This is a genomic window from Ewingella sp. C233 (assembly GCF_055407225.1).
The window spans coordinates 164,259-187,667 of the sequence record NZ_JBUZRI010000004.1 but is presented as its reverse complement, the minus strand read 5'-3'; the positions used below and the strand labels follow the sequence as shown (position 1 = coordinate 187,667).

16 protein-coding genes are annotated in these 23,409 nt (G+C 53.4%); 7 read left to right on the top strand and 9 right to left on the bottom strand.

The window, feature by feature from the left end:
* The first annotated feature begins 78 nt into the window (after nt 1-78).
* On the top strand, nt 79-1,746 hold the full coding sequence (locus ACZRKO_RS18410; protein WP_463738687.1) for a malate:quinone oxidoreductase: 1,668 nt from the start codon (nt 79-81) through the stop codon (nt 1,744-1,746).
* An 82-nt stretch (nt 1,747-1,828) separates the two neighbouring features.
* On the opposite strand, the gene ACZRKO_RS18405 is transcribed toward ACZRKO_RS18410, so the two are convergent.
* The 4 genes from ACZRKO_RS18405 to ebgR all read right to left on the bottom strand — a co-directional run bounded on the left by ACZRKO_RS18405 (nt 1,829) and on the right by ebgR (nt 8,190).
* Nucleotides 1,829-3,325, bottom strand: a complete 1,497-nt coding sequence (locus tag ACZRKO_RS18405; protein ID WP_463738686.1) for an amino acid permease — start codon at nt 3,323-3,325, stop codon at nt 1,829-1,831.
* A 166-nt stretch (nt 3,326-3,491) separates the two neighbouring features.
* Complete coding sequence (locus ACZRKO_RS18400) at nt 3,492-3,944, bottom strand: beta-galactosidase subunit beta (RefSeq protein ID WP_463738685.1); 453 nt, start codon at nt 3,942-3,944, stop codon at nt 3,492-3,494.
* A complete protein-coding gene (gene ebgA, locus ACZRKO_RS18395) occupies nt 3,944-7,006 on the bottom strand; it encodes a beta-galactosidase subunit alpha (protein WP_463738684.1) in 3,063 nt (1,020 codons plus the stop codon). Before ebgA ends, ACZRKO_RS18400 begins: the two co-directional genes overlap by 1 nt.
* A 203-nt stretch (nt 7,007-7,209) precedes the next feature.
* Nucleotides 7,210-8,190, bottom strand: coding sequence for a transcriptional regulator EbgR (gene ebgR / locus ACZRKO_RS18390; RefSeq protein ID WP_463738683.1), 981 nt, complete (start codon nt 8,188-8,190; stop codon nt 7,210-7,212).
* Nucleotides 8,191-8,444: 254 nt separating this feature from the next.
* Between ebgR and ygjJ the strand changes: the two genes are divergently transcribed.
* Nucleotides 8,445-9,473, top strand: coding sequence for a protein YgjJ (ygjJ, locus tag ACZRKO_RS18385; RefSeq protein WP_463738849.1), 1,029 nt, complete (start codon nt 8,445-8,447; stop codon nt 9,471-9,473).
* Nucleotides 9,473-11,872 carry an alpha-glucosidase gene (ygjK, locus tag ACZRKO_RS18380; protein WP_463738682.1) on the top strand — a complete coding sequence of 800 codons (2,400 nt, stop codon included), beginning with the start codon at nt 9,473-9,475 and terminating at the stop codon, nt 11,870-11,872. Before ygjJ ends, ygjK begins: the two co-directional genes overlap by 1 nt.
* A 99-nt stretch (nt 11,873-11,971) precedes the next feature.
* On the opposite strand, the gene cytX is transcribed toward ygjK, so the two are convergent.
* On the bottom strand, nt 11,972-13,231 hold the full coding sequence (gene cytX / locus ACZRKO_RS18375; protein ID WP_463738681.1) for a putative hydroxymethylpyrimidine transporter CytX: 1,260 nt from the start codon (nt 13,229-13,231) through the stop codon (nt 11,972-11,974).
* Between the two features lie 112 nt (nt 13,232-13,343).
* Nucleotides 13,344-14,003: a Qnr family pentapeptide repeat protein gene (locus tag ACZRKO_RS18370; protein WP_463738680.1), complete on the bottom strand. Its 660-nt coding sequence runs from the start codon at nt 14,001-14,003 to the stop codon at nt 13,344-13,346.
* A gap of 139 nt (nt 14,004-14,142) precedes the next feature.
* Here ACZRKO_RS18370 and dcp point away from each other — a divergent pair, with 139 nt between their 5' ends.
* From dcp to ACZRKO_RS18355, 3 genes are all read left to right on the top strand, one after another.
* Nucleotides 14,143-16,308 (top strand): peptidyl-dipeptidase Dcp, encoded by a 2,166-nt coding sequence (gene dcp / locus ACZRKO_RS18365; RefSeq protein WP_463738679.1) that lies wholly within the window; start codon nt 14,143-14,145, stop codon nt 16,306-16,308.
* Nucleotides 16,309-16,464: 156 nt separating this feature from the next.
* Nucleotides 16,465-17,523: a bifunctional transcriptional activator/DNA repair enzyme AdaA gene (locus tag ACZRKO_RS18360; protein ID WP_463738678.1), complete on the top strand. Its 1,059-nt coding sequence runs from the start codon at nt 16,465-16,467 to the stop codon at nt 17,521-17,523.
* A 15-nt stretch (nt 17,524-17,538) separates the two neighbouring features.
* Nucleotides 17,539-18,291 (top strand): isocitrate lyase/PEP mutase family protein, encoded by a 753-nt coding sequence (locus ACZRKO_RS18355; protein WP_463738677.1) that lies wholly within the window; start codon nt 17,539-17,541, stop codon nt 18,289-18,291.
* Here ACZRKO_RS18355 and ACZRKO_RS18350 read toward each other — a convergent pair.
* Nucleotides 18,263-19,489: an MFS transporter gene (locus tag ACZRKO_RS18350; protein WP_463738676.1), complete on the bottom strand. Its 1,227-nt coding sequence runs from the start codon at nt 19,487-19,489 to the stop codon at nt 18,263-18,265. The two genes, ACZRKO_RS18355 and ACZRKO_RS18350, sit on opposite strands and share 29 nt — an antisense overlap.
* Nucleotides 19,490-19,622: 133 nt before the next feature.
* Nucleotides 19,623-20,324: a TetR/AcrR family transcriptional regulator gene (locus ACZRKO_RS18345; protein ID WP_463738675.1), complete on the bottom strand. Its 702-nt coding sequence runs from the start codon at nt 20,322-20,324 to the stop codon at nt 19,623-19,625.
* 84 nt (nt 20,325-20,408) lie between these two features.
* Here ACZRKO_RS18345 and ACZRKO_RS18340 point away from each other — a divergent pair, with 84 nt between their 5' ends.
* A complete protein-coding gene (locus tag ACZRKO_RS18340) occupies nt 20,409-21,908 on the top strand; it encodes an MDR family MFS transporter (protein ID WP_463738674.1) in 1,500 nt (499 codons plus the stop codon).
* A 629-nt stretch (nt 21,909-22,537) separates the two neighbouring features.
* Here ACZRKO_RS18340 and ACZRKO_RS18335 read toward each other — a convergent pair.
* Nucleotides 22,538-23,350 (bottom strand): Cof-type HAD-IIB family hydrolase, encoded by an 813-nt coding sequence (locus tag ACZRKO_RS18335; RefSeq protein ID WP_463738673.1) that lies wholly within the window; start codon nt 23,348-23,350, stop codon nt 22,538-22,540.
* Nucleotides 23,351-23,409 lie beyond the last annotated feature (59 nt).

The following is a 23,409-nucleotide window of genomic DNA, read 5'->3' as shown; positions in this document are numbered from 1 at the left end:
TTTCGCTTTTTCCCAGGGAATCTGGTCACGTTTTCACCTGCAAGCCACAAAATTAAACTTATAGAGATACAGAGAATCATGAGAAAGCACCTCGTCATGATCTTCTGCCTGACCGCATTTGCGCTTAGCCCGCGTGCGATGGCAGAAGAAGAGAAATCCGTTGATGTTGTTCTGATTGGCGGAGGGATCATGAGTGCCACGTTGGGTACTTACCTTCAGGAACTGGAGCCAGACTGGTCCATTGATATGGTTGAGCGCCTGGACGGCGTCGCACAAGAGAGCTCGAACGGCTGGAACAACGCCGGTACTGGCCACTCTGCGCTGGCAGAAATGAACTATACGCCGGAAAAAGCCGACGGTTCGATCGATATCTCCAAAGCGGTGGAAATCAACGAAGCCTTCCAGATTTCCCGTCAGTTCTGGTCTTATCAGGTACAAAATAACGTCCTGCACGACCCGCGCTCGTTCATTAACAGCGTGCCGCACATGAGTTTTGTGTGGGGCGATGACAACATTAATTTCCTGCATAAACGCTACCTTGCGCTGCAAAAAAGCACGCTGTTCCGAGGCATGGAATACTCAAACGACCCGACGCAAATCAGGCAGTGGATCCCGCTGGTGATGGAAGGTCGTGACCCGGACCAGAAAGTGGCGGCAACGCGCATTCCTATCGGTACGGACGTAAACTTCGGCGAAATCACGCGTCAGCTGGTGGCATCGTTGCAGAAACAGCCGAACTTCTCCCTGAGCCTCGGCCACGAAGTCCGCGATATCAAGCGTAACCCGGATAATACCTGGAACGTGACCGTGGCTGACCTGAAAAACGACGGCAAAGAGCGCGTCATCAAGTCGAAATTTGTGTTTATTGGTGCGGGCGGTGCGTCCCTGACGTTGCTGCAAAAATCCGGTATTCCGGAAGCGGACAACTATGGCGGTTTCCCGGTCGGCGGCGAATTCCTCGTGACCGAGAACCCGGACGTGGTGAAACGTCATCTGGCCAAAGTGTATGGTAAAGCTTCCGTTGGTGCGCCACCGATGTCGGTTCCGCATCTAGATACCCGTATTCTCGATGGCAAACAGGTTCTGCTGTTCGGTCCGTTCGCCACCTTCTCCAGCAAATTCCTGAAAAACGGTTCGCTGTGGGATCTGTTCGGTACGCTGAACTTCTCCAACATTGGCCCGATGACGCACGTCGGTATCGACAACTTTGCTCTGGTGAAATACCTGATCAGTCAGGTGATGCTGAGCGACAACGACCGTTATGAAGCGCTGAAAGAGTACTTCCCGGACGCCAAAAAAGAGGACTGGAGACTGTGGGTTGCCGGTCAGCGCGTGCAGATCATCAAGAAAGATGAGAAAGAGGGGGGCGTGTTGCGTCTGGGCACCGAAGTGGTCAGCTCGAAAGATGGCAGCATTGCGGCACTGTTAGGGGCTTCTCCGGGGGCTTCAACTGCCGCGCCGATCATGCTGCACCTGATGGAGAGCGTCTTCAAAGATAAAGTCGCCACACCGGCATGGCAAGCCAAGCTGAAGGAGATCATCCCTTCTTACGGCACCCAACTGAACGGTAACGTGGAAGCGACCGAGAAAGAGCTGAGCGACACCAGCCGCGTTCTGCAACTCGATAACCCGCAGGTGAAACAGGTTCAGCAGGCGCAATCGCCGGAAACTGTGGCACAACCGCAGGCTGACGCTGAGAAGAAAGAGCAGAAAGAGCCGAAACACCCGGCCGATATCGCGCTGTAATTGCTGTTCTGATTTTGCGAACTAAAAGCAAAAACCGCCATACCGGCGGTTTTTTTATGCCCTGATTTTGCCTGATGCTCAATTATATACGCGAGAGCGAGCTGGCAACGTCCGTTTCTCCATTATTCCTGGCTCGCTGAGTTTCCAGCGTTATTTTCGCCAGCGGCGTATCTTCGTGATAACGCGTTTTTTCATCCAGACTCTTCGAGTATTTATTGTATTTCCACCACGCATAGCCGAGGAAGATCACCAGGCCGCCGACATTATAGAAAACAATGGTCATGATACTGGCGCCGGTCGGGAAGGTGGAAGCAATAAACCCGACGGTGAAAATAACAATCAGTGTGCTGACAATGGCAATGCCCTGCATTCTCGAGCCCATGCGGAAATCCCGTTCGACCTCGTCATACTTCAGACGCAAATTCAGGTACGCCAGCATAATGAACAGCGGTGGCAACATGGAGGCTGCGGCGGTCATGTTGATCAGCGTATTCATCAAATCCTGCACGCTGTCCGAACCTAAGGTTGGGATGAGCATCAGCGGGATCACAATCAGAAACTGGAACCATGCCGCCCTGGTTGGCACGCCGTGTTTATTCAGGCGGATAGTTTTCTCGCCGAAAATCCCCTTAGGAATTTCAGTAAAGAAGATTTTAACCGGCGCGGCGGTCCACATCAGTAATGAGCCAAACATGGCGGTGAAAGAGACAATACCGACAAAGCGGTTCATCAATACCGCCGGTAAACCGAAGTGCGCGGATAACCCTTCAAAGACTTGTACGGTGCCGCCAGTGAAATGCAGCGCCGATTGCGCCACGAACACGTTAATCAGCAAGGATGCAATGGAGTAGAGCACGCCTATCACCAGCCCGGAAATAATAATCACTTTTACAAACGAGCGGCTGCCGCCTTTGACGTCATTAACATACACTGCGACTGATTCAGCACCGCCAGCGGCCTGGAATATCCAGGCAATAATACCTAAAAATGCCCAGTTAAAGTGCGGTGTCATGGCTTCGACATTAATCGGGTTAGCGGGCTCAACGCCGCCAATCAGTGCTGCACCGGCCAGAATAATATAAGAGAAGGTCAGCAATAACATTAATGTGGAGGTGACGGAGGTCATCGGCCCTAATAATTTCGCGCCACTGTTGGAAATCATTGTGGAGAAAGCAAACAGACAAATACTGATGATCGCGGTGGTGATCGGCGTGAAAATATAGTCATGGCCTAAGAACGCATACGAGGCATAGGCAATAACCCTGGGCAGCAGTGCGGTAAAGAAGAACAGGTTCACAAACCAATAGGTGTAGGCTGTCATAAAGGCCCAGCGCCCGCCCAGCGCGCTTTTTACCCAGGCGTAAACCCCCGCTTCGGAGTTTTTATTGAACGAGACAAATTCGGCGATGATCAGGCAAAAAGGGATGAAATAGAGCACCGTCGCCACCAGGAAAACCGGAGCCGAGGCGATGCCTAACTGTATATTATTATTAATGACATTATTGAAGCTGAAGACAGCCGCAAATGTCATGGATAATAAGCCAAATTTACCTATCGTATTTCTGTTCGACCCGGCCATTATAATCTCCAACTGCAATATTTGTAGGGTACATACCCTTCACCCTTCAAGCCGCAGGTGCGTTGGCTGCTCTCGCGAATCCGAATCACTGACTTCAGTCAGCTCATCGGAATTCACTCGTTTGCCGCCTTCCTGCAACTCGAATGATTGTGGGTATCTTTTATTTTTATTTGTTTAGGAAATAACTCTCTTCTACCGTCACTTTTAATATGACTTTTCTGACGTCTTTTTCGGACAGAAAACGTCGGGCTTCGTGGTTTTCGAAAATCACAACGTTGCCTTTTTTGACCGTTCTTTTTTCACCCTGACCGTCGAAATATTCGCGGTCAGTGTCGTCGTTATAAGGCGCAACGCATTGCAGCGCAGATTTGGCGGCGAACTCGATCACCTCTTCGCCTTCGAGGTAATAATGCACGTCGAAATAACGCCGGTTGCCTTCAAATTGTTCCCGCTGGATCTCAGCGCCGCCGGTCAGGCGGTAAACCAGCGAATCACCAATCGAGTGGAAAACATTGGGGCGGATATTTTCCAGATTATTAATGGCTTCCATGCAGCGCTGCCATTTCTTACCGGCGCGGTAAATTTGCTGAAATTCAGACAGTGTATCGAGAATAATCATCAGTGAGCCTCCTGAGGTTGGACGTTAAATTCAGCCAGGCTCAGGCCATCGGTATTGTGCTGATTAAAGGGCAGCAGCGTAAATCCGTAGCTGAATGCAGAGAAATAGACACGGTAGGAGTCCAGCACCTCAGAACCCCAGGAGTTAGAACCCAGCCCGAGAATTCTGTGGTCAAGATTGAGCGTCAGATAATCAGCCGGGGTTAATTCATCGATATGCTGCGCCTGCTGCAACATTTGGGCGCTGTACGGCCAGAGGCTGAAATTAATGGGCTGACGCGGCTGAATAAACAGCCCTGTGCCTGACTCTGATTTCAGCGCCAGCCAGCGCACATCCTGCCGGTTGCCGTTATCCTGCGGCATCGGATAATTTTCAAACAGGCTCTCCACCGGCTGTTGATAATGACTAATAAGATTGGCCTGACAGCTGTCCTGATAATTTTCACCCGGTCCGCGCCCGTAATATTCCACCTGCTCAAAACGGCGGCTGAGGCCAAAATCCAGACCAATTTTCGGGATCACCTGTTCAAAGTTGCCGTACGGTGTGCCGGACAGATCCAGAGTGACGGCACCCTGTGGCGAGATCTGCCAGCGGTAGGTACAACGCATCCCGAAGTCCAGAACCGGCGGGGCAATCAGGCTGTGAATTTCAATGACCACGTTGCCACCGGCGAGCTGTTCCCAGTGCAGCGAACGGAAATGCTGTTGCATGATGTTCAGATGGTTGGGTTGCCAGATCCCGTCATATTCTTGCTGATGGTTATCGATAACCGGTTTGAAGAAGTTCAGCGTTGGCGAGCGGCCGATGATCTCTTCGTCATCCACTTTCCAGGATGTCAGCCCGCCATCGAGGCGAGAAAACTCGAGGCAGAAGCCTTCACCGCTGACCCGCAGCCGGTGCTTTTGTTCATCACACTCCAGCGCGGCCACGTTGCCCGGTTTTGGCAAGGTGGCCGTCAGCGGAGCTGCCGCCTGCAACAGTAGCTGATAGTGTCCGAGGTTATGCATCGCTTCGCTGTAGAGGGTTTGGCTGTTTTTACTGACGGTAATATTGAGGAAAACTTCCTGCCCGTCTGCGCTGAATTCAGGCAGCGGTAGCGTCTGCGACTCACCCGGCTGACAAGCCGGCAGGGTTATCTCATGAGTTTGCAGACCTCGCCCTGCGACCTGTACGGTCAGCGACAGGCGGATGTCATCGAGTGAGCTGAACCAGTAACGGTTTTTGACATGCAGCGTCTTTTTATCCGCAGTTAGGCTAACGTCTACCGGGCAAAGCACCTGTTTGTATTCAAGCAGGCCAGAGCCGGGGGTCTGATCAGGGTAGATCAGACCGTCCATGCAGAAGTTATAGTTGTTTGGGTAATCGCCGTAGTCCCCGCCATAGGTATAGCGAATTTGCCCGTTTTCATCCGTTTCCAGCAGACCGTGATCGCACCACTCCCAGATGTAATGGCCCTGAAGGCTGTCGTGGCGGTTGAGTACGTTTTGATACTCGAATAAGCCGCCGGGGCCGTTGCCCATCGCATGAGCGTATTCACAAATAATGCGCGGTTTGGCGTGCGGATATTCACCGAACGCATTCATCATTTGCACGCGGGAGTACATGGTGCTGATGACATCGGCGACTTCGGCGTCGCGATCCTCTTCGTAGTGAATCAGCCGGGTCGGGTCGAGCTGTTTGCAGCGCGCCGCCATAGCGCGGATATTACAGCCATAGCCTGACTCATTTCCCAGTGACCACATGATGATAGACGGGTGGTTTTTTTGCGCCATGACGTGGCGCTCTATGCGCTCAACGTAGGCATGTTCCCAGCGCGGGTCATCGGTAATGCGGCTGAGATCGCCGACGTTGGCAAAGCCGTGGCTTTCCAGATCGGTTTCCGCCATAACAAACAGCCCGTAGCGGTCACACAGGTCGTAGAAGCGCGGGTCGTTAGGGTAGTGCGCGGTGCGCACCGAGTTAATATTGTGCTGCTTCATCAGAATGATATCGCGCTCAACCCGCGCCATATCGACCGCGCGGCCTTTGCGGTGGTCGTGATCGTGGCGGTTTACGCCATGCAGCTTAAGGTAACGGCCATTGACGTAAAACAACCCGTCACGCACGCAGATATCACGAAAGCCCACGCGCTGCGGCACCACGGAAAGTATCTGACCTGCGCCGTCATGCAGCGTCAGCAGTAACTGATATAACTCGGGGTGTTCGGCATTCCACTGGCGTGGCTGGCTGACGGGGATGTCAAACTGGCAGCGGGCCGTTTCACAAACGTCTTTCCACTGTTCTGCGACGCACTGCCCGCCGTCAAACAGCTCGGCGTGCAGGCGGTAACCGGTCAGCGGCAACGGACCCACATTATGCAGCAGCGCGTCTATTGCCAGCTGTGCATCGCCGTAGTTTTCATCAAAGGTCGTGACGACGGTTATGTCCTGAAGGTGAACAGGGTTCTGACCCATAAGGTAAACGTCGCGGAAGATACCAGCCATCCACCACATGTCCTGATCTTCTATGTAGGTGGAATCCGCCCACTGTAAAACGCGCACCGATAACAGGTTGTCGCCTTGCTGCACAAAGGCGCTGATATCAAATTCGGCGCACAGGCGGCTGCCTTTGCTGAACCCCACATAGTGGCCATTGACGTACACTTCAAAATAGGTTTCAACGCCGTCAAATTTAATCAGGGTCTGCTGATTTTCCCATGATGCGTCAAGAATAAAGCATCGCTGATAGGCACCGGTTGGGTTGTTGGTGGGCACAAACGGGACGTCAATCGGGAAGGGAAAACCTTCATCGGTATATTGCAGCTTGCCGTGGCCTTCCATCTGCCACATGCCGGGTACGGCGATGTCGCCCCAGCCGGCCATCGGCTGGCGGTAGAATTCATCCGGCACCAGATCCGGATGTTCAAAATAGCGGAATTGCCAGCGGCCGCTCAGCAATTGAAAATGCTGGCTGGCAGCACGGTCGAAACGTAAGGCTTTATCGGCGCTGGCGTAGCTGAAGAAGCTGGCCCGTGGCGGTAAACGGTTTTCTGACTGCTTGTCGATATTTTCCCAATGATTCACGTGAACTCTCCAGACGTGGTTTCTGGGAGAGACAATAGTAAATATTTAGTAAAAATATCGGATAATATTTACTGATTGTCAGTGTGATCACAAAAAAAATAAGAACAGCCTGCAAGATCAAGAGGTTAATTTTTACCGGGGGAGCCGCCGCCCTGTGGCACCGCAAGGCAGCGCCAATGAGGGAGGTTTTTTGCAGCGCAGGATCAGCGGCGGGTGGTGTCGCGAAGCTGTAACGAGCTGGGGACAAACACGGATAACGGCACGGTGCGTTCATCGCGCAGACGGTCTATCAGCAGATTGGCCGCCTGCGCACCCATAGTTTCGGAATGAATGCGAACCGTTGATAACGAAGGGAAAACAAAACGCGCTGTCGGAATATCGTTCACGCTTATCAGCGCTACCTGCTCAGGGATCTTCACTCCGTGTTCCAGCAGGGCACGCATCACGCCGAGTGCAATAGAGTCCGTGGCGATAAACAGTGCCGGAGGATATGGCGTATTTTCCTGTAGCATTTTCTTCGCACACACATAGCCGGATTGGCTGGTGAAATCACCGTAGTAAATATCCTGCGGCTGCACGACATTTTTCAAACGGCCATACTCCAGGAACGCCTGTTCCCGCTGGTCGGCAAAGGCCGGGAGATCGCGTCCGCCGATAAAACCAATGCGGGAATAGCCCTGTCCGATAAAGTGATCTATCACCTTCTGGCTGATCTTGAACAGATCGACATTTACGCAGTCAAACTGTGCATCTTCCATAACGCCATCAATGAACACCACCGGCGTCTTCTGCTGCTGTAATTGCGCGAACAGGGCCGGTTGCGGCTGCCCGACGACCAAAAAACCCTCGGCCACTGGCAACGGTTTATCGCCCGTAAAGTCATAACAGGAATTCAGTGAGATACCGAGCTTTTCACACTGCGTTTCAATGCCGTAGCGCATGGAGAGATAGTAAGGATCGTTAATTTCCAGCCCCTGTTTATAGGTAAACAGCGCGGCGAAGGTCATACGGTGGGCAGTATTACGTTTAGAAGGCGAAACTTTATATTCCAGACGTTCTGCGGCTTCCAGAATCTTTTGCCGGGTTTGCGCTTTCACGCTCAGGCTCGGATCGTCATTAAGCACGCGTGAAACCGTCGCAACGGATACGTTCGCGGCCTCAGCGATTTCCTTCAAAGTAGCCATCAGCGTCTCGTAAACAGGTAAATTTATGTCGTAGCTTAATGCGATCAGAGGCTTATGTACACCCGTCACGGCTGCCGACATGCTCAAAAGATCAGTGTGACACGGTTAACGATTTACTGATAATTACCTATATTTTACTAAAATATTTACTAGTATGCGTTTTACTTTTGGGAACACAAATAGAACAGAAGCGCATACGAATGAATAAAATATCACTCAATAAAATACTTCTATTTTTATTATTCAGCACACCTATGCCTTTAATGGCTCAGGAGCCTGTGGTGCCTGCTGAACATAATGAAATGACGCCACCGGACATTACGCCGAAGGATCCTGCTGCGACCGCACTGCGTTTTTATGGCGAAATGGGCGGCGGGGGCAGTGTCTATTTAAACGGTGAGCATCAGCATAAATACAGCGATGGCACGTATATCGAAGGCGGGCTGGAAATAAAGCATGGCAACTGGTTTGGCCTGGTTTATGGCGAAGGCTGGACAGTGCAGGCCGACCACCATGGCAATGCCTGGGTACCGGATCACAGCTGGGGTGGATTTGAAGGTGGCCTCAACCGTTTTTATGGCGGCTACCGCACCGATGACGGCACTGAAATGATCCTCAGTATGCGCAATGACTCCTCGCTGGATGACCTGCAATGGTGGGGCGATTTCACACCGGAATATGGTTATGTGATCCCTAACACCCGTGATTTAACGCAGGCAGCTAAAATCCAGAACCTGACCGGCAAGTTCCGCTATAGCGTGACTGCCGCGCCGCAAAGTCGCGTCAACGAGAGCACCGCGCTGCTGCACTTCGGAAAATATGATCGTTATTCAGACAAATATACCTATCAGGCGATGGTCAACGGTTACACCCAGTATGACCTGTTGGAGGGGCTGACTTTACTGAACGGACTGGAACTGACCGACGGAATGGGGCAGTTGTTCCTTGCCGGTTTACAGGGAAAAAATCTGGCGGGGCGCGTGTGGCATCACACCGGCAAAGGCGACGGGCATAACCCTGGCACGGAGACCGGCATGATGACCAGTGCGATGGTTGAGGCCGCCAAGGGGCTTTATCTCTCCACCGCATACAGTTACGCCCAGCACCGGCTGGATAATGCGCCAGATACCACAACCTCGTATGCGCAGGCAGGTATCTGGTACGAATACGCCGGTGGCCGGTTCGCGACTGCGCTGGACAGTAAATTTTATATGACCAACGATACTACCGGTGCCAGCAACTCGGTCTTTCTGATGCAATATTTCTATTGGGGGAAATCATAATGAAGAAAATCAGCCTGCGAAAACCTCTCGCCATTTTTGTCTCTGTGACCCTGCTTATTTCCGGCGCTGCGGCGGCCAGCGGCAGCAATAATCAACTGCGCGCCGATGCATATAAAAACGTCATCAACCGCAGCGGTGCGCCGCATTACATGCTTGATTATGACTCCGACGATCATCAGCGTTTTAATCCGTTGTTCGATGACGGCTCATGGCATGGGCATTTATTGCCAGCAGGCCCGGAAGGCATGGGCGGATTCCCCGGCCCGGCGCTGCTGACCGAAGAGTACATTAATTTTATGGCGGACAACTTCGACCGCCTGACCGTGTTTTATAAAGATAAAGACAAACAGGGCAAGAAAGTCGATTTCAGCATGAACGCTTACAGCATTCCCGGCGCGCTGATTCAGACCCTGACCGCGCCCGGTATCCGCATCGACATGACCTTACGTTTTGCCAGCGCCCGCACCTCGCTGCTGGAAACCAACATCACCACGAATGTGCCGCTGGAACTGGTGTGGGACGGTGAACTGCTGGAAAAATACCACGCAAAAGAGGGCAAACCGCAGTCTGATCACACCATCGAACAGGCGTATCCGGACTACACCCGTAAAATTCTGCCTACCGCCGATGGCCTGACCGTCACCTTTGGCAAAGTGCGTGCGCCTTCCAATTTGATGACCTCAGGTGAGTCTGAATACCAGATCCATAAATCGGTACCGATGCAAACCACGGTCGAGGGGCACCGGTTTGTGGCGAAGGCCGATATTTCCGGCTCCACCACGATTTACACCACCTATTCGCACCTGCTCACCGCCGAAGAAGTGCGAAAAGAGCAACCCAAAATCGCCGATATGCTGGCCCATCCTCAACCGTATCTGACGGCTTCCGTTCAGCGCTGGGAAGGGTATCTGAACAAGGGGCTGACCAATACACACGCCACCCCGGTTCAGGAGCGCGTGGCGGTGAAAGCCATCGAAACGCTCAACGGTAACTGGCGCGGCGCGGCCGGTGCCATGAAGTTTGATTCTGTCACTCCTTCTGTGACCGGGCGCTGGTTCTCCGGCAACCAGACCTGGCCGTGGGATACCTGGAAACAGGCCTACGCGATGGCGCATTTCAACCCGGACGTCGCCAAAGATAATATCCGCGCGGTGTTTGCGTTTCAGGTCCAGCCTGATGACCCGCTCCGCTCGTGGGACGCCGGTTTCCTGCCTGATCTCATCGCCTATAACCCGAGCCCGGAACGTGGTGGCGACGGCACCAACTGGAACGAACGCAACACCAAACCGAGCCTGGCAGCCTGGTCGGTGATGGAAGTGTATAAAACCACCGGCGACAAGCAGTGGCTGGCCGAGATGTACCCGAAACTGGTGGCCTACCACGACTGGTGGCTGCGCAACCGTGACCACAACCATAACGGCGTGCCGGAATATGGCGCAACGCGCGATAAAGCGCATAACACCGCCGGCGGGCAGATGCTGTTTACCGTCAAAGAAGGGAATAAAGAGCAGACGGAATCCGGCCTGAAGCATTACGACAAGATCGTGAAGTCAGGAAAATATGACAGCATAGAGATCCCGGCGCAGGTGGCTGCCTCGTGGGAGTCGGGCCGTGACGATGCCGCCGCCTTTGGTTTTATCGATGCCGATCAGCTGGCGAAATATGTCAAAAATGGCGGTAAAAAGCAGGACTGGCAGGTAAGTTTCGCCGAAAATCGCGCCGCAGATGGGACGCTGCTGGGCTATTCGCTGTTGCAGGAGTCGGTCGATCAGGCCAGCTATATGTACAGCGACAATAAATATCTGGCTGAAATGGCCGATATTTTAGGCAAGAAAACCGAGGCAGAGGATTTCCGCAACAAAGCCAGCAAACTGGCGGACTACATCAATACCTGCATGTTCGACAGCCGCAGCGGCTTCTTCTATGACATTCGCATCGAAGAAAAACCGCTGGCCAACGGCTGCGCGGGCAAACCGATTGTCGAACGCGGCAGAGGCCCGGAAGGCTGGTCGCCGCTGTTTAACGGTGCCGCAACCCAGCAACACGCCGACGTCGTAGTGAAAGTCATGAAAGACCCGAAAGAGTTCAACACCTACGTGCCGCTCGGCACCGCGGCGCTGACCAATCCGGCGTTTGGCGCAGACATCTACTGGCGTGGCCGCGTCTGGGTGGATCAACTCTATTTCGGCCTAAAAGGCATGGAGCAGTACGGCTACCGTAACGATGCTATTGCGATGGCGCAGACCTTCTTCGACCACGCCGACGGTCTGGTCACCGATGGCCCGATCCGCGAAAACTACAATCCACTCAACGGCCAGCAGCAGGGTGCGCCCAATTTCTCCTGGAGCGCAGCGCATCTTTATATGCTCTATAACGATTTTTTCGTGCAGGGAAAATAAGGTGAGTCGTTCGCCGTAACGGCTGAATTTCAGGCACAAAAAAACCGCTTCAGAGAGCGGTTTTTTTGTTGGGGAGTTCTCGCTCTTCGGGCGGTTTTTTTAGCTCTTTTCCTTCCGGCCTAACACCCAGCAAACTATCGCCGCGATAATCAGTGACGGAATCGTCGCACCGATATCGGGCAGGAAGTTCGCCATCAGTTGATAGACCGCAATACCGATAAACCAGGCGGTGACAGAACGGAGATTCAGGTTCTCGTTAGTCTGGCGGCGCAGGACAAAGTGATGCGTCAGCACCACGCCGAACAGTGGCGCAAAGACAGAACCAATCAGCAGCAGGAAGTTTTCGTACTGCGTAAGTGGAACGCGCCAGGCGATCAGCGTACACAGCAGGCCAATGCCCAGCGTCAGTTTGCCGATACCGAGCGGTAATGAGGTACCAGCAGATACCGCCGCGGAGTGAATATCGGCAAAAGCATTTTCGTGTTCATCCACTAAAATCAGCAGCAGCGGAATACCGAATGCCACGCCGGACAGCGCCAGCAGCAGCGCATTGGCGTCAGTCGATGTGCTGACAAACGCCAGTGTATAGGCCACACCCAGTGACATCATCCATACGCTGCCGAGGAAGAATCCGCAGGCGGTCCCCCAGAAGTTCTGCCGGGCAGATTTGCCAAAGCGGGTGTAATCGGACACCAGCGGCAGCCACGAGAAGGCCATCGACACCACGATGTCACAGGCCATGGCAAACGGCATCGAGCCATCGCCCGCTTTGTGCCACAACGCGGTGAGATCGGCATGGCGGAACAAGTACACCGTCAGCCACGCACAGCTCGCCATCAGCAGCCAGATACCCCAGCGACGCAGCACCACGCGGATAAACGCCAGCGGGCCGCTCGCCGCCAAGAGGGTAGCAACGGCGCCGAAAACAAAAGTCCACAGCGTCGGGTTCGCCCACAGGCTTTCACTTCCCCACGCCCGCTGCGCCAGCAAACTGGCCGCGTCACGCATCACGACAATTTCGAATGCGCCCCAGCCGATGAGCTGAATCAGGTTGAACAGCACCGGCAGCGCCACACCGCGTTTACCGAGGCTAAGCCTCAGCGACGCCATCGACGACATGCCCGTCTGCCCACCGATCACGCCAACCAGCGCCAGCAGCGCCACACCCACCGCCGTTCCCAGTAAAATGGCAGCCAGCGACCCGGCCAGCCCAAGGCCCGGCGCCAGAATTGCACCAGCCTGTAAGACCATCAGGCCCATACCGAGCGAGAACCACAGCGAGAATAAATCCGACCAGCCCAGCACCCGCGACTTTACCGGTACTGAGTTTTGAGGAGAGTAAATACTATTATCTTTCATGGGGTTAATTTCGTAGTCACAGCGAACGGCTGTTATAGCATATCCGTGCGAAATTCTGAGGGTGACGGATGTCACAGAGCATTTTTATACTTTCACTCTCCTCCCGAACGTCTTATTTCGAATGAATCACAATCACGCCCAACTTCTCCAGCAAATGACTCTGTTGCCAGTCGTCGATTTTCACGCCGTCGAGATCCACTTTTCGCAGGTTGAGTTCGCCAAGATCGGAGTTGGTCAGGTCGCAGTGGGTGACGTTGACGTCGTTCCAGTTAAATTCGGTGAATTCGCCGCCGGAGAGATCGGAGCCGCTGAGGTTGCTGCCTTGCATGTTAGCGCCGGTCCAGCGGTTTTCCCACAACTCGCACTTCTCCAAAATCACTTTGCTGAAGTTGGCGTAGCTGAAATTATTTTTGGTCAGGAAGGCGCTGCAAAACCAGGTGCGGGCGGTGATCATATTCATAAAATTGGCACCGGCAAAATCCGCACCGGTGGCCTTACATTCGCGCATCTCCAGGCCCAGTGCCTGAATGTTTTTGAAATCCGCCATGGTGAGATCGCAGTTTTTGAAGCTGGCATCTTTAAGCTGCGCATGTTGAAAAGAGCAGCCTTTTTGCGATTCATCGTCATAGAAAATGCAGTTAACGAACACCGTCTCTGACAGGTTGGTGCTGTCGAAACGACAGCGTAGAAAATGGCAGTCATGGAAGATTTCGCCTTCCAGCGTGTTCTGCTGGCTGAAGCGCTGATCGGTAAATATCTGATTTTTAATCATGATTAGGCCTGTAAAAATGCACAGTGTTTATGCGTCAAGCCTAGCAGAAATCACATTAATGCCGCCATGATTTTGCTGATTTCCCAACCTGTTACTATGATCAGGACCTTACTGGAATTTATAGCAAAGGAGATTATCGATGCGTTTTTCAAACCTCTTTCTGGCCATTACTCTGGCATGCGGTCAGCACGCGGTAGCAGCAGAGACTGCACCCGCGCCGGCCCCCTCGCAGGAAAATGTCATGAACAGTCCGGCAAAACACGTTAATCCGTTCTTCGAACGCAGCCCGCTTGAGTATCAGGCCCCGCAGTTCAATCTCTATCAGGAAAGCGATTATGCTCCGGCGATTGCCGAAGGGATTAAGCAAAAGCTGACGGAAGTAGACCACATCGCCAATGACACCGCGCCACCGACCTTTGAGAATACCTATGTTGCGCTGGAGAAATCCGGCCAGTTACTGACCCGTGTGATGAACGTATTTGGCGCGATGACCGGCGCGAATACTTCTGATGGTCTGCAAAAAATTGATGAAGAAACCTCGCCGAAACTGGCGGCGATGAGTGACAGTATTTACCTGAACAGCAAGCTGTTTGCACGGCTGAAAGCGGTCTATGACCAGCGTAATACGCTGAAACTGGACCCGGAGTCCCAGCGTCTGATTGAAGTAACCTACAAAGAGTTTGAGCTGGCGGGCGCGAATCTTTCTGATGCCGATAAAGAGAAGCTCAAGGCGCTGAACCAGCAGGCTGCCACGCTCAGCACCCAGTTCACCAATAAACTGCTGGCGGCCACGAAAGCAGGCGGACTGACGCTTAAAGACCAGAAACAGTTGGCCGGTCTGAGCGAGGCTGAGCTTAACGCCGCCGCGCAGGCCGCCAAAGACCGCAAGCTGGATAACGCCTGGCTGCTGGTATTACAGAACACCACGCAGCAACCTTTGTTGCTTCCGCTGGAAGATCGCGAGACGCGCAAAGCCTTGTATGACGCGTCAATTAACCGCGCTGAACGCGGTGATGCCAACGACACCCGCCAGTTGATTTCCAAACTGGCGAAAGTGCGCGCCGAGCAGGCGAAAATCCTTGGTTTCCCGTCGTATGCCGCGTGGAAGTTGCAGGATCAGATGGCGAAAACGCCGAAGGCGGCGCTGGACTTCATGCACAAAATCGTTCCGGCCGCGACGGCACGCGCGCAGCGTGAGGCTACTGACATTCAGGCGCTTATTGATAAGCAGAAAGGCGGATTTAAACTCGAAGCCTGGGACTGGCAGCACTATTCCGAACAGGTGCGCAAAGCCAAATATGACCTCGATGACGCCCAGATCAAACCTTACTTTGAGCTGAATAATGTGCTGGAAAACGGCGTGTTTTATGCCGCGAATCTGCTCTACGGCGTGACTTTTAAAGAGCGTCACGACCTGCCGGTCTATAACCCGGACGTGCGGGTATTTGAAGTATTCGACAAAGACGGTAAATCGATGGCGCTGTTCTACGCCGACTACTTCCAGCGTGACAACAAAGGCGGCGGCGCCTGGATGAGTAACTACGTCGACCAGTCCAAATTACTCGGCACCAAGCCGGTAATTTACAACGTCGCCAACTTCCAAAAACCGGCTGCGGGCCAGCCCGCATTGCTGTCGTGGGATGACGTGATAACGATGTTCCACGAGTTTGGCCATACGCTGCATGGGCTGTTCGCCGACCAGCAGTATCCGAGCCTGTCCGGTACGGCCACGCCGCGCGATTTTGTCGAATTCCCGTCGCAGTTCAACGAACACTGGGCCAGTGACCCGAAAGTATTCAACCACTTTGCGAAACACTATCAGACCGGTGAAGTGATGCCGCAGGCGTTGCAGGACAAAATCGAGAAGGCCAGCAAATTCAACAAAGGCTATGAGATGACCGAACTGCTGGCGGCGGCGTTGTTGGACATGCACTGGCACAGCCTGAGCGCCAGCGAACCGGAACAAGATGTGGACAAATTCGAAGCAGCCTCGCTGAAAAAAGACAATATTGACCTGGCTTACGTTCCGCCGCGTTACCGTTCCAGTTACTTCCAGCATATTTGGGGCAACGGTTATGCCGCCGGTTATTACGCCTATTTATGGACCGAAATGCTGGCGGACGATGCCTTTGCGGGAATCGAAGAACAGGGCGGGCTAACCCGTGAAAACGGGCAGAAATTCCGCGACCAGATCCTGTCGCGCGGCAACAGCGAAGATCTGGAAAAACTGTATAAAACCTGGCGCGGTAAAGCACCGTCGATTGAACCGATGCTGAAGAACCGGGGTCTGGAGGAGTCACTGTAAGCGTCAATATAACGCGTCCGGTAGATTGCCGGGCGCAGCTTTATTCGTGTTTTCCCTTCACTTTACGCTATCAAAAATAGACGCCCGAAAAACGTCGCATCCCTTTCTGAATATCCCCTATGCTTTTTGTTACTTATCCAGCCCGTGAGTTAAATCATGCTATTTGATTTGCCCGACGACGATGTTCTCTATGCTGCGCTAATTGCCCGCGATCCGGCTTATGACGGTTTTGCGTTTGTGGGGGTGAAAAGCACCGGTATTTTTTGCCGTCTGACGTGCCCTGCACGAAAACCTAAACGCGAGAACTCGGTATTTTATTCGTCGATGGCAGGCGCGATGGAAGCCGGTTATCGCCCCTGTAAGCGTTGTCGGCCACTCATGCAAGGCGGTGAAAAAGATCCTCTGGTGCTTAAGTTGCTGGTCGCGCTGGAGGATGAACCGGACAGGAAGTGGAGCGAAGGCGATATGCAATCAATGGATGTTGATCCGTCAACGGTTCGCCGGGCTTTTAAGCGTCAGTTTGGCATCACTTTTCTGGAGATGGCGCGTTTACGCAGGATGGGGAAGGGTGTAGATGCCCTTGCCCGTGGCAACCCTGTGATTGAGGCGCAAATGGACGCCAGTTATGAGTCCGGTAGCGGATTTCGTGCGGCTATCAGCCGCCAGATTGGTCTCAATCCCAGTCAGGCGAGAAAGCACCAATTTCTGAAAGCCGACTGGCTGGATACACCAATTGGTTCGATGCTGGCGGTAGCCAGCAGTGACGCCCTGTATTTGCTTGAGTTCATCGACAGGCCTGCACTGCCCAATGAAATCGAACGGCTAAAACAACTCACGTCTTCTGAAATTATTTTCGGTCGGACTGCACCGGTCGATCAGGTCGAACGTGAGCTCGCGGCTTATTTCACCGGACATTCACCTGCATTCCATACGCCGCTGGCCGAATTTGGTTCCGTATTTACCCGTAAAGTCTGGGATGCGCTGAGGGCCATTCCGTTGGGTGAACTGCGAAGCTACTCCTCACTGGCGGCAGATATCGGCCAGGCGTCGGCATCCCGGGCGGTGGCCCGTGCCAACGGCGCCAACCAGATTTCGATTGTTATCCCCTGTCACCGCGTGATTGGCGCAGACGGTTCGCTCACGGGTTACGGTGGCGGGTTGTGGCGCAAACGCTGGTTGATTGAACATGAAAGAAGAATGGCGCTGAGCCAGTGACATTAGGAGCAAAAGATGAGTCAGCAAAGTAAGGCATTGAATTTTTCGCAGCAGCATAAAAAATACAGCCCGGTGATGTTGTACAACATCTGGGATGCCGGAAGTGCGCAAACCGTAGCGCAGGCAGGAGCCACAGCGATTGCCACCGGAAGCTGGTCCTGTGCGGCGGCGCAGGGTTATCAGGATGGTGAGGAAATGCCCTTTTCAGCCCTTTTGCATACGGTGCAGAGAATCACCTCCACGGTCAGTCAGCCGCTTACCGTAGATTTCGAAACCGGTTATGGCGCGAATAAACGCGATAATCTGGCGGCGCTTTTACAGGCGGGCGTGGTGGGGATTAACGTTGAGGACCAACTGATGGGCTTATCGGCGTTAAACGGCATCGCGGAACAGTGCCAGTTATTGAGCGCATTACGGCAAGTCGCAGAGGCTCATGACATTGCTTTGTTTATCAATGCCAGAACAGACGTATTTCTGCGGGCTCCTGATCCGGCAGAGCACCCGCAGTTAATGGCTGAAGCGAAAGAGCGGCTGTTAGCCTATCAGGATGCGGGAGCCAGTGGCTTTTTTGTTCCCGGTTTAAGCGACCCTGCACTTATCGCTGAACTGTGTGAGTTTTCATCATTGCCGGTCAATATCATGGTTAATGACCGGACACTTCCGGTTGCGCAGCTGACAGAACTGGGCGTTAGTCGGATTAGCTTCGGCCCGCGTCCTTATATTGAGCTGATGGCCCGCCTCAGGGAACAGGCGCTTGCTCTGCTTTAACCGCCATCTGCGTCGCCAGCCTGTGACCAAGCCAGAAGAACACCAGACCACCTACGGCGGCGGCGATCAGCGCGATAAACATCACCGGGGGAGCAGCATAACTGAGCAGAAAACCGCACAGCACCGGGTTGATGGCGCCGCCGAGGTTGCTCAGGTTCTGCATACCGTAATAGCTGCCTTTCATGTTTTCCGGGGCGATAAAGTCGATAAACATATATTCCACGGGAATGACGATCAGCTCGCCGAAGGAGAAAATCACCATCGCGATCATCCAGAAAAGCACGGATTGTCCGGCGGTCATAAAGCCCAGAAGCCCGATGATAAAAAATACAGTGCCGAGGAACAGCCATTTTAGCAGCGTGTTCTGGCGCATCCGGCTACTCAAGACGTACTGAAAGACGATAACAATCACGGCGTTGGCGATCATCACCACGCCGATAATTTTGTACGCGAATGCGGCGTCTGATACCAGAATCAGATATTGCGACAGATAACCGGCAAACTGGCCGAATACGACCGAACCGAGCGTACTGCCCAGCGTGAAATAGATCAGCCGGCGGTCATGGGCCAGAATGCTCAGCGTCTGGCGCAGATTGGGCTTGGGCAGCGGTTTTTGTTCCTGCTCTGCTGACGGTGGTGAATGAGGAATATTACGTAAACCCCAGGCAAGTGAAATGACCGTGCCAAACGCCAGCGCGCCGGAAATCACAAACGGCAGCACCGGGCTGTATCCTGCCAGCCATACGCCGAGGGAGGCACCGACCGCCCAGCCGACGTTCACCAGCGTGTAATTCATCGAAAAGGCTTTTACACGCTTATTCACTGGCAGCCAGCTGGCGATACAAGCTTTGAGCGTAATACTCAGCAGCGCATAAGAGGCATTGAGCAGGGCCAATACCAACAAAACACCGGTGACGTTGGGAAGTACAGGCAGCAGTAAAAAACTCAGACCAAATGAGCTGATCGATACCGTGATCAGCGTGCGGTGGTTGAATTTATCCACCAGATAGCCGCCGTAAAGGCTACTCAGAATGCCGATCGCCAGGCTCGCACCGAGAATAATTCCGACGCTTTTCGGCAACAGATGGTAATGCTCAGTCAGGTAAATCGTGATAAACGGCAGCGTGACGCCACGTCCAATTGTAAGCACTAACGAACTGGTAAGCAGAGCGAGGATCAGTGGCGGCATTCCCTTCATTTTTAAACTCATTCCCTATTTTACTGCAACAATTTCGTTACATGATAATAGAGTCTGCACAGTATTTTCCTATACAAAAATGAGGGATTAAAGTGAGTTGCGCGGAGATCCTCCGCGCGGATAAGGATTCAATCTACGGCTTCTGCGGCGCAACGCCGTGGAACAGTAAAACGGAGACATGTTTACGCAGCATGTCGGGGGTGATGAGCGAAGCTGCCCCTTGCCGCATCTTCATGGAGGCGAGCGGGAACAGCGTCAGGCCGAACAGGGAGATGAACAGCAGGGCGGGATCGAGATCAGGATTCAGGCGGCCCTCGGCCTGCCAGCGGGTAATCGACTCCTGCACGATTTTGCGGTTCGCATCGCCGTTGCGGGCTTCCATCCGTTTTTTCAACATTCCGCTTTCACTGATCACTTCACGCACCCACAGCGGCGCCACCCACGGGTGTTTTACCGCGGCATCGATCATGCATTGTGCCATTGACGTGATAGCCATCAGCGGGTCGTCGGCATGGGTATCAAAAATGTCGGTGAAACCGGCGCGCACCGGCTGAAAACGTTCCTCAATCAGCACGTCCAGTAGCTGTTCGCGGGTATTGAAATAGTAATGCAGCATGGCGGTGGTCACACCGGCTTCTTTTGCGACAGCGCTCAGCGGCGTTTCGCCGATGCCGGACTGGGCAAACAGCTTCAGGGCGGCATCCAGCAGAAGTTCCCGCTTATCCGCGCCTTTCTTAACCCCGCTAGGGCGACCCGGACGACGCGCTGGCGTCTTGGCACCGCTTTGAACCTTTTGTGCTGATTCTTTCTTTTCTGAGATTTTTCTGTCTGTCATAAGCGGGCTGATCCATTGACCGAATGAAAGTGATGTTGCAATATTAATTATACAGTTAATTAATTACAAGTCAGGATGCAATTCATGACGACTATGAATACAGCACAGAGCGAGATAACGGAACAGAAGCCTTCAATAAAGCTGCTGTTCTGCGCGCTGATGCTGGTCATGCTGCTGGCCGCGCTCGACCAGACCATTGTCTCTACCGCGTTGCCAACCATTGTCAGCGAACTCGGCGGGTTGGATCAGCTTTCGTGGGTCGTGACCTCTTATCTGCTGGCCTCAACCATCGTGGTGCCGCTGTACGGTAAGTTCGGTGATTTGCTGGGCCGTAAAATCGTGCTGCAAACGGCGATCGTAGTCTTCCTGCTAGGCTCCGTATTGTGCGGGCTGGCGCAGAACATGACGCAGCTGATCCTGATGCGTGCTTTGCAGGGGCTGGGTGGCGGCGGGCTGATGGTGGTGAGCATGGCCGCAGTCGGCGATGTTATTCCCCCGTCTGAACGCGGGAAATACCAAGGGTTGTTTGGGGGCGTTTTCGGCCTGGCGACCGTTATCGGGCCGCTGATTGGTGGTTTCCTGGTGGAACACATGTCGTGGCGCTGGATTTTTTACATCAACCTGCCGCTCGGTATTTTCGCACTGCTGGTGATCGGCGTGGCGCTGAAATCGCAAAGTGCGCGTATTCGCCATGAAATTGACTTCCTCGGCGCGGGGTATCTGGCGGCGGCGCTAACCTGCATCATCCTGTTCACTACTGAAGGTGGCACGGTGTATGAGTGGTCGGATCCGCAGCTGTGGTGCATTTTGGCATTCGCCATCGTGACGCTTGGCGGCTTTATCTATGAAGAAACGCTGGCGGCTGAGCCTATTATTCCGCTCAGCCTGTTCCGCGACCGGACATTCCTTCTGAGCTGTGCCATCAGTTTTATTATCGGTATGTCGCTGATGGGCTCGATGACGTTCCTGCCGCTCTATTTGCAGGTGGTGAAAGGGTCTACGCCGTCGCAGGCGGGGATGCAACTGCTGCCGTTGATGGGCGCGTTGCTGGTCAGCTCGATTATCAGCGGACGTCTGATCAGCCGTATCGGCCGTTACCGTATCTTCCCGATTATCGGTACGCTGCTGAGTTTTATCGGTATGGTGTTGCTGGGCTTTTTGAAGGTCAGCACGCCGCTGCATATGCTGTATCTCTATATCGGCATACTCGGTTTTGGTCTGGGTATGGTGATGCAGATACTGGTGCTGGCGGTGCAAAACTCGGTGTCCATGAAGCAGATGGGCGTGGCGACATCGGGCGTAACGCTGTTCCGTTCGATTGGCGGTTCAATCGGCGTGGCGATGTTTGGCGCGATTTTTACCCACGTCTTACGCAATCAGCTTCAGGTACGGATCCCCGAAGGCACAGTGCTTCCCCGTTCGCTCGGCGCCCATGCCGTTCAGCAATTACCTCCGGCCATCCGGGATGATTATTTACAGGCGTTTGGCACGGCCCTGCACTCGGTTTACCAGATTGCAGCAGGCGTCATGGTACTGGCGTTTGTGCTGTCGTTGTTGCAGAAGGATTCGGTGCTGAAGAAATAGGGCTGCGGCCCTAACACGCTTTTTAAATTCAAATTCAAATTCAAATTCAAGGTCGTGGGTCTGCTGCCCACACCCGCCCAGAAGGACCGTAGGCGCGGCCCTTCTGGACATCCCGCGCCTTTTCATGAGGCACCGGCAGCTGCGCTAGTCACAATGGCCGTGTTCCAGGTGCCCCTGTTATAGCCGCAAACTCCGCCGCTGTGCGGTCCTCTCAGTTCGGGCTTCAACCCGCGTAAAAAACCACGCGGTTTTGCGCCTCTCCCTCGACGTCGTTTTGAATGCGGCCCACACTTTTTTAAAAGATAAAAACAGGTCTGGTTTTGAATTTAAGAAGCTTCGGCCGCATTCAAAAATGCCGCTGAATGAGAGGTGAGAAACGGCGAGCGGGTTTATTGCGAGCGGGTCCGAACCCGAAATGAAGGGACCGCAACGCGGCGGTATTTTGCGGCTATCACTGAGATACCTGAAACACGGCCATCCCGATTCAGCGATAGCGCGCAGTTAAAGAGCCGGAGATTTTTAAGAGGCGCGGCGATAGGCGCCTCTTAAAGCCAGTTTGGGCGGCAGCCCAAGGTTTTGACCTTGATTTTAAAAGCAAGTCTGGGCAGCCGCCCGCGAATCGCCATTCATCAATTAAACGGTTTTTCCCCTGATATCACCTTATCAATAACGGTGAGCACCCCTTCCTCATTATTCGATACCGTCCTGTAGCGCGCAGCCGCTGTTGCCACCGGCATGGCGTTCGCCATGGAGAATCCGAAACCGGCCTGTTGCAGCATTTCTACATCGTTGCCGCCGTCGCCGAAGGTGACCACTTCGCTGTCGTCGATGCCCCAAATTTTCTGCAGGATGCGCAGACCGTTGGCTTTATGGCGGCCGGGGATAATCAGGTCTGCGGAACCGTGGCCGCTGGAAACCGGGGTGATGATATGGCCGAGGGCGTTGTCGAGAGTGGCCATAAATTCCGCCAGATGCTCGTCGGAAATATTCAGCGCGAATTTGAAAATCGTGTCGTTTATTTCCTCATAACTATCGATTTTCTGCAGGCGATGGTAATAGCGGTTCATCTTGAGATAAAAATCTTCGGGTTGCGAAGACTGGATCCAGGCGCTGTTTTTACCGCAAATCACGGTGCGCAGGCCGGGTGTGTTGTCGAGGAATTCGAGGATTTTCCCGACTGAAGCTTTGCTGATTTCAGCGACAGAAACATCCTGACCTTCGTTAACGATATAAGCGCCGTTTTCGGCGACGAAAGCGATTTCAGAGGCGATTTCCGGAAAGAAGGATTTTAGCTGGAAATATTGGTTACCGCTGGCAACGACAAATTTTATACCCTGTTGTTTTAATTGCGCATATTGCGCCAGAAATTGGGTTTTATTGTATTTCTTATTATCATCGAGAAACGTGCCATCCATATCGACTGCGATTAACTTTACTGACATAAATCCCTCTCGTGGTGCTTATGGTGGTGCTCAGAATGTAATCTTCATGATAAAAGCTA

Bases quoted from the DNA above. Each gene is read 5' to 3' on its own strand.
- ACZRKO_RS18410 (WP_463738687.1), top strand. From the start codon at position 79: ATGAGAAAGCACCTCGTCATGATCTTCTGCCTGACCGCATTTGCGCTT.
- ACZRKO_RS18405 (WP_463738686.1), bottom strand. From the start codon at position 3,325: ATGGCCGGGTCGAACAGAAATACGATAGGTAAATTTGGCTTATTATCC.
- ACZRKO_RS18400 (WP_463738685.1), bottom strand. From the start codon at position 3,944: ATGATTATTCTCGATACACTGTCTGAATTTCAGCAAATTTACCGCGCC.
- ebgR (WP_463738683.1), bottom strand. From the start codon at position 8,190: ATGGCTACTTTGAAGGAAATCGCTGAGGCCGCGAACGTATCCGTTGCG.
- ygjJ (WP_463738849.1), top strand. From the start codon at position 8,445: ATGCCTTTAATGGCTCAGGAGCCTGTGGTGCCTGCTGAACATAATGAA.
- ygjK (WP_463738682.1), top strand. From the start codon at position 9,473: ATGAAGAAAATCAGCCTGCGAAAACCTCTCGCCATTTTTGTCTCTGTG.
- cytX (WP_463738681.1), bottom strand. From the start codon at position 13,231: ATGAAAGATAATAGTATTTACTCTCCTCAAAACTCAGTACCGGTAAAG.
- ACZRKO_RS18370 (WP_463738680.1), bottom strand. From the start codon at position 14,003: ATGATTAAAAATCAGATATTTACCGATCAGCGCTTCAGCCAGCAGAAC.
- dcp (WP_463738679.1), top strand. From the start codon at position 14,143: ATGCGTTTTTCAAACCTCTTTCTGGCCATTACTCTGGCATGCGGTCAG.
- ACZRKO_RS18360 (WP_463738678.1), top strand. From the start codon at position 16,465: ATGCTATTTGATTTGCCCGACGACGATGTTCTCTATGCTGCGCTAATT.
- ACZRKO_RS18355 (WP_463738677.1), top strand. From the start codon at position 17,539: ATGAGTCAGCAAAGTAAGGCATTGAATTTTTCGCAGCAGCATAAAAAA.
- ACZRKO_RS18350 (WP_463738676.1), bottom strand. From the start codon at position 19,489: ATGAAGGGAATGCCGCCACTGATCCTCGCTCTGCTTACCAGTTCGTTA.
- ACZRKO_RS18345 (WP_463738675.1), bottom strand. From the start codon at position 20,324: ATGACAGACAGAAAAATCTCAGAAAAGAAAGAATCAGCACAAAAGGTT.
- ACZRKO_RS18340 (WP_463738674.1), top strand. From the start codon at position 20,409: ATGACGACTATGAATACAGCACAGAGCGAGATAACGGAACAGAAGCCT.
- ACZRKO_RS18335 (WP_463738673.1), bottom strand. From the start codon at position 23,350: ATGTCAGTAAAGTTAATCGCAGTCGATATGGATGGCACGTTTCTCGAT.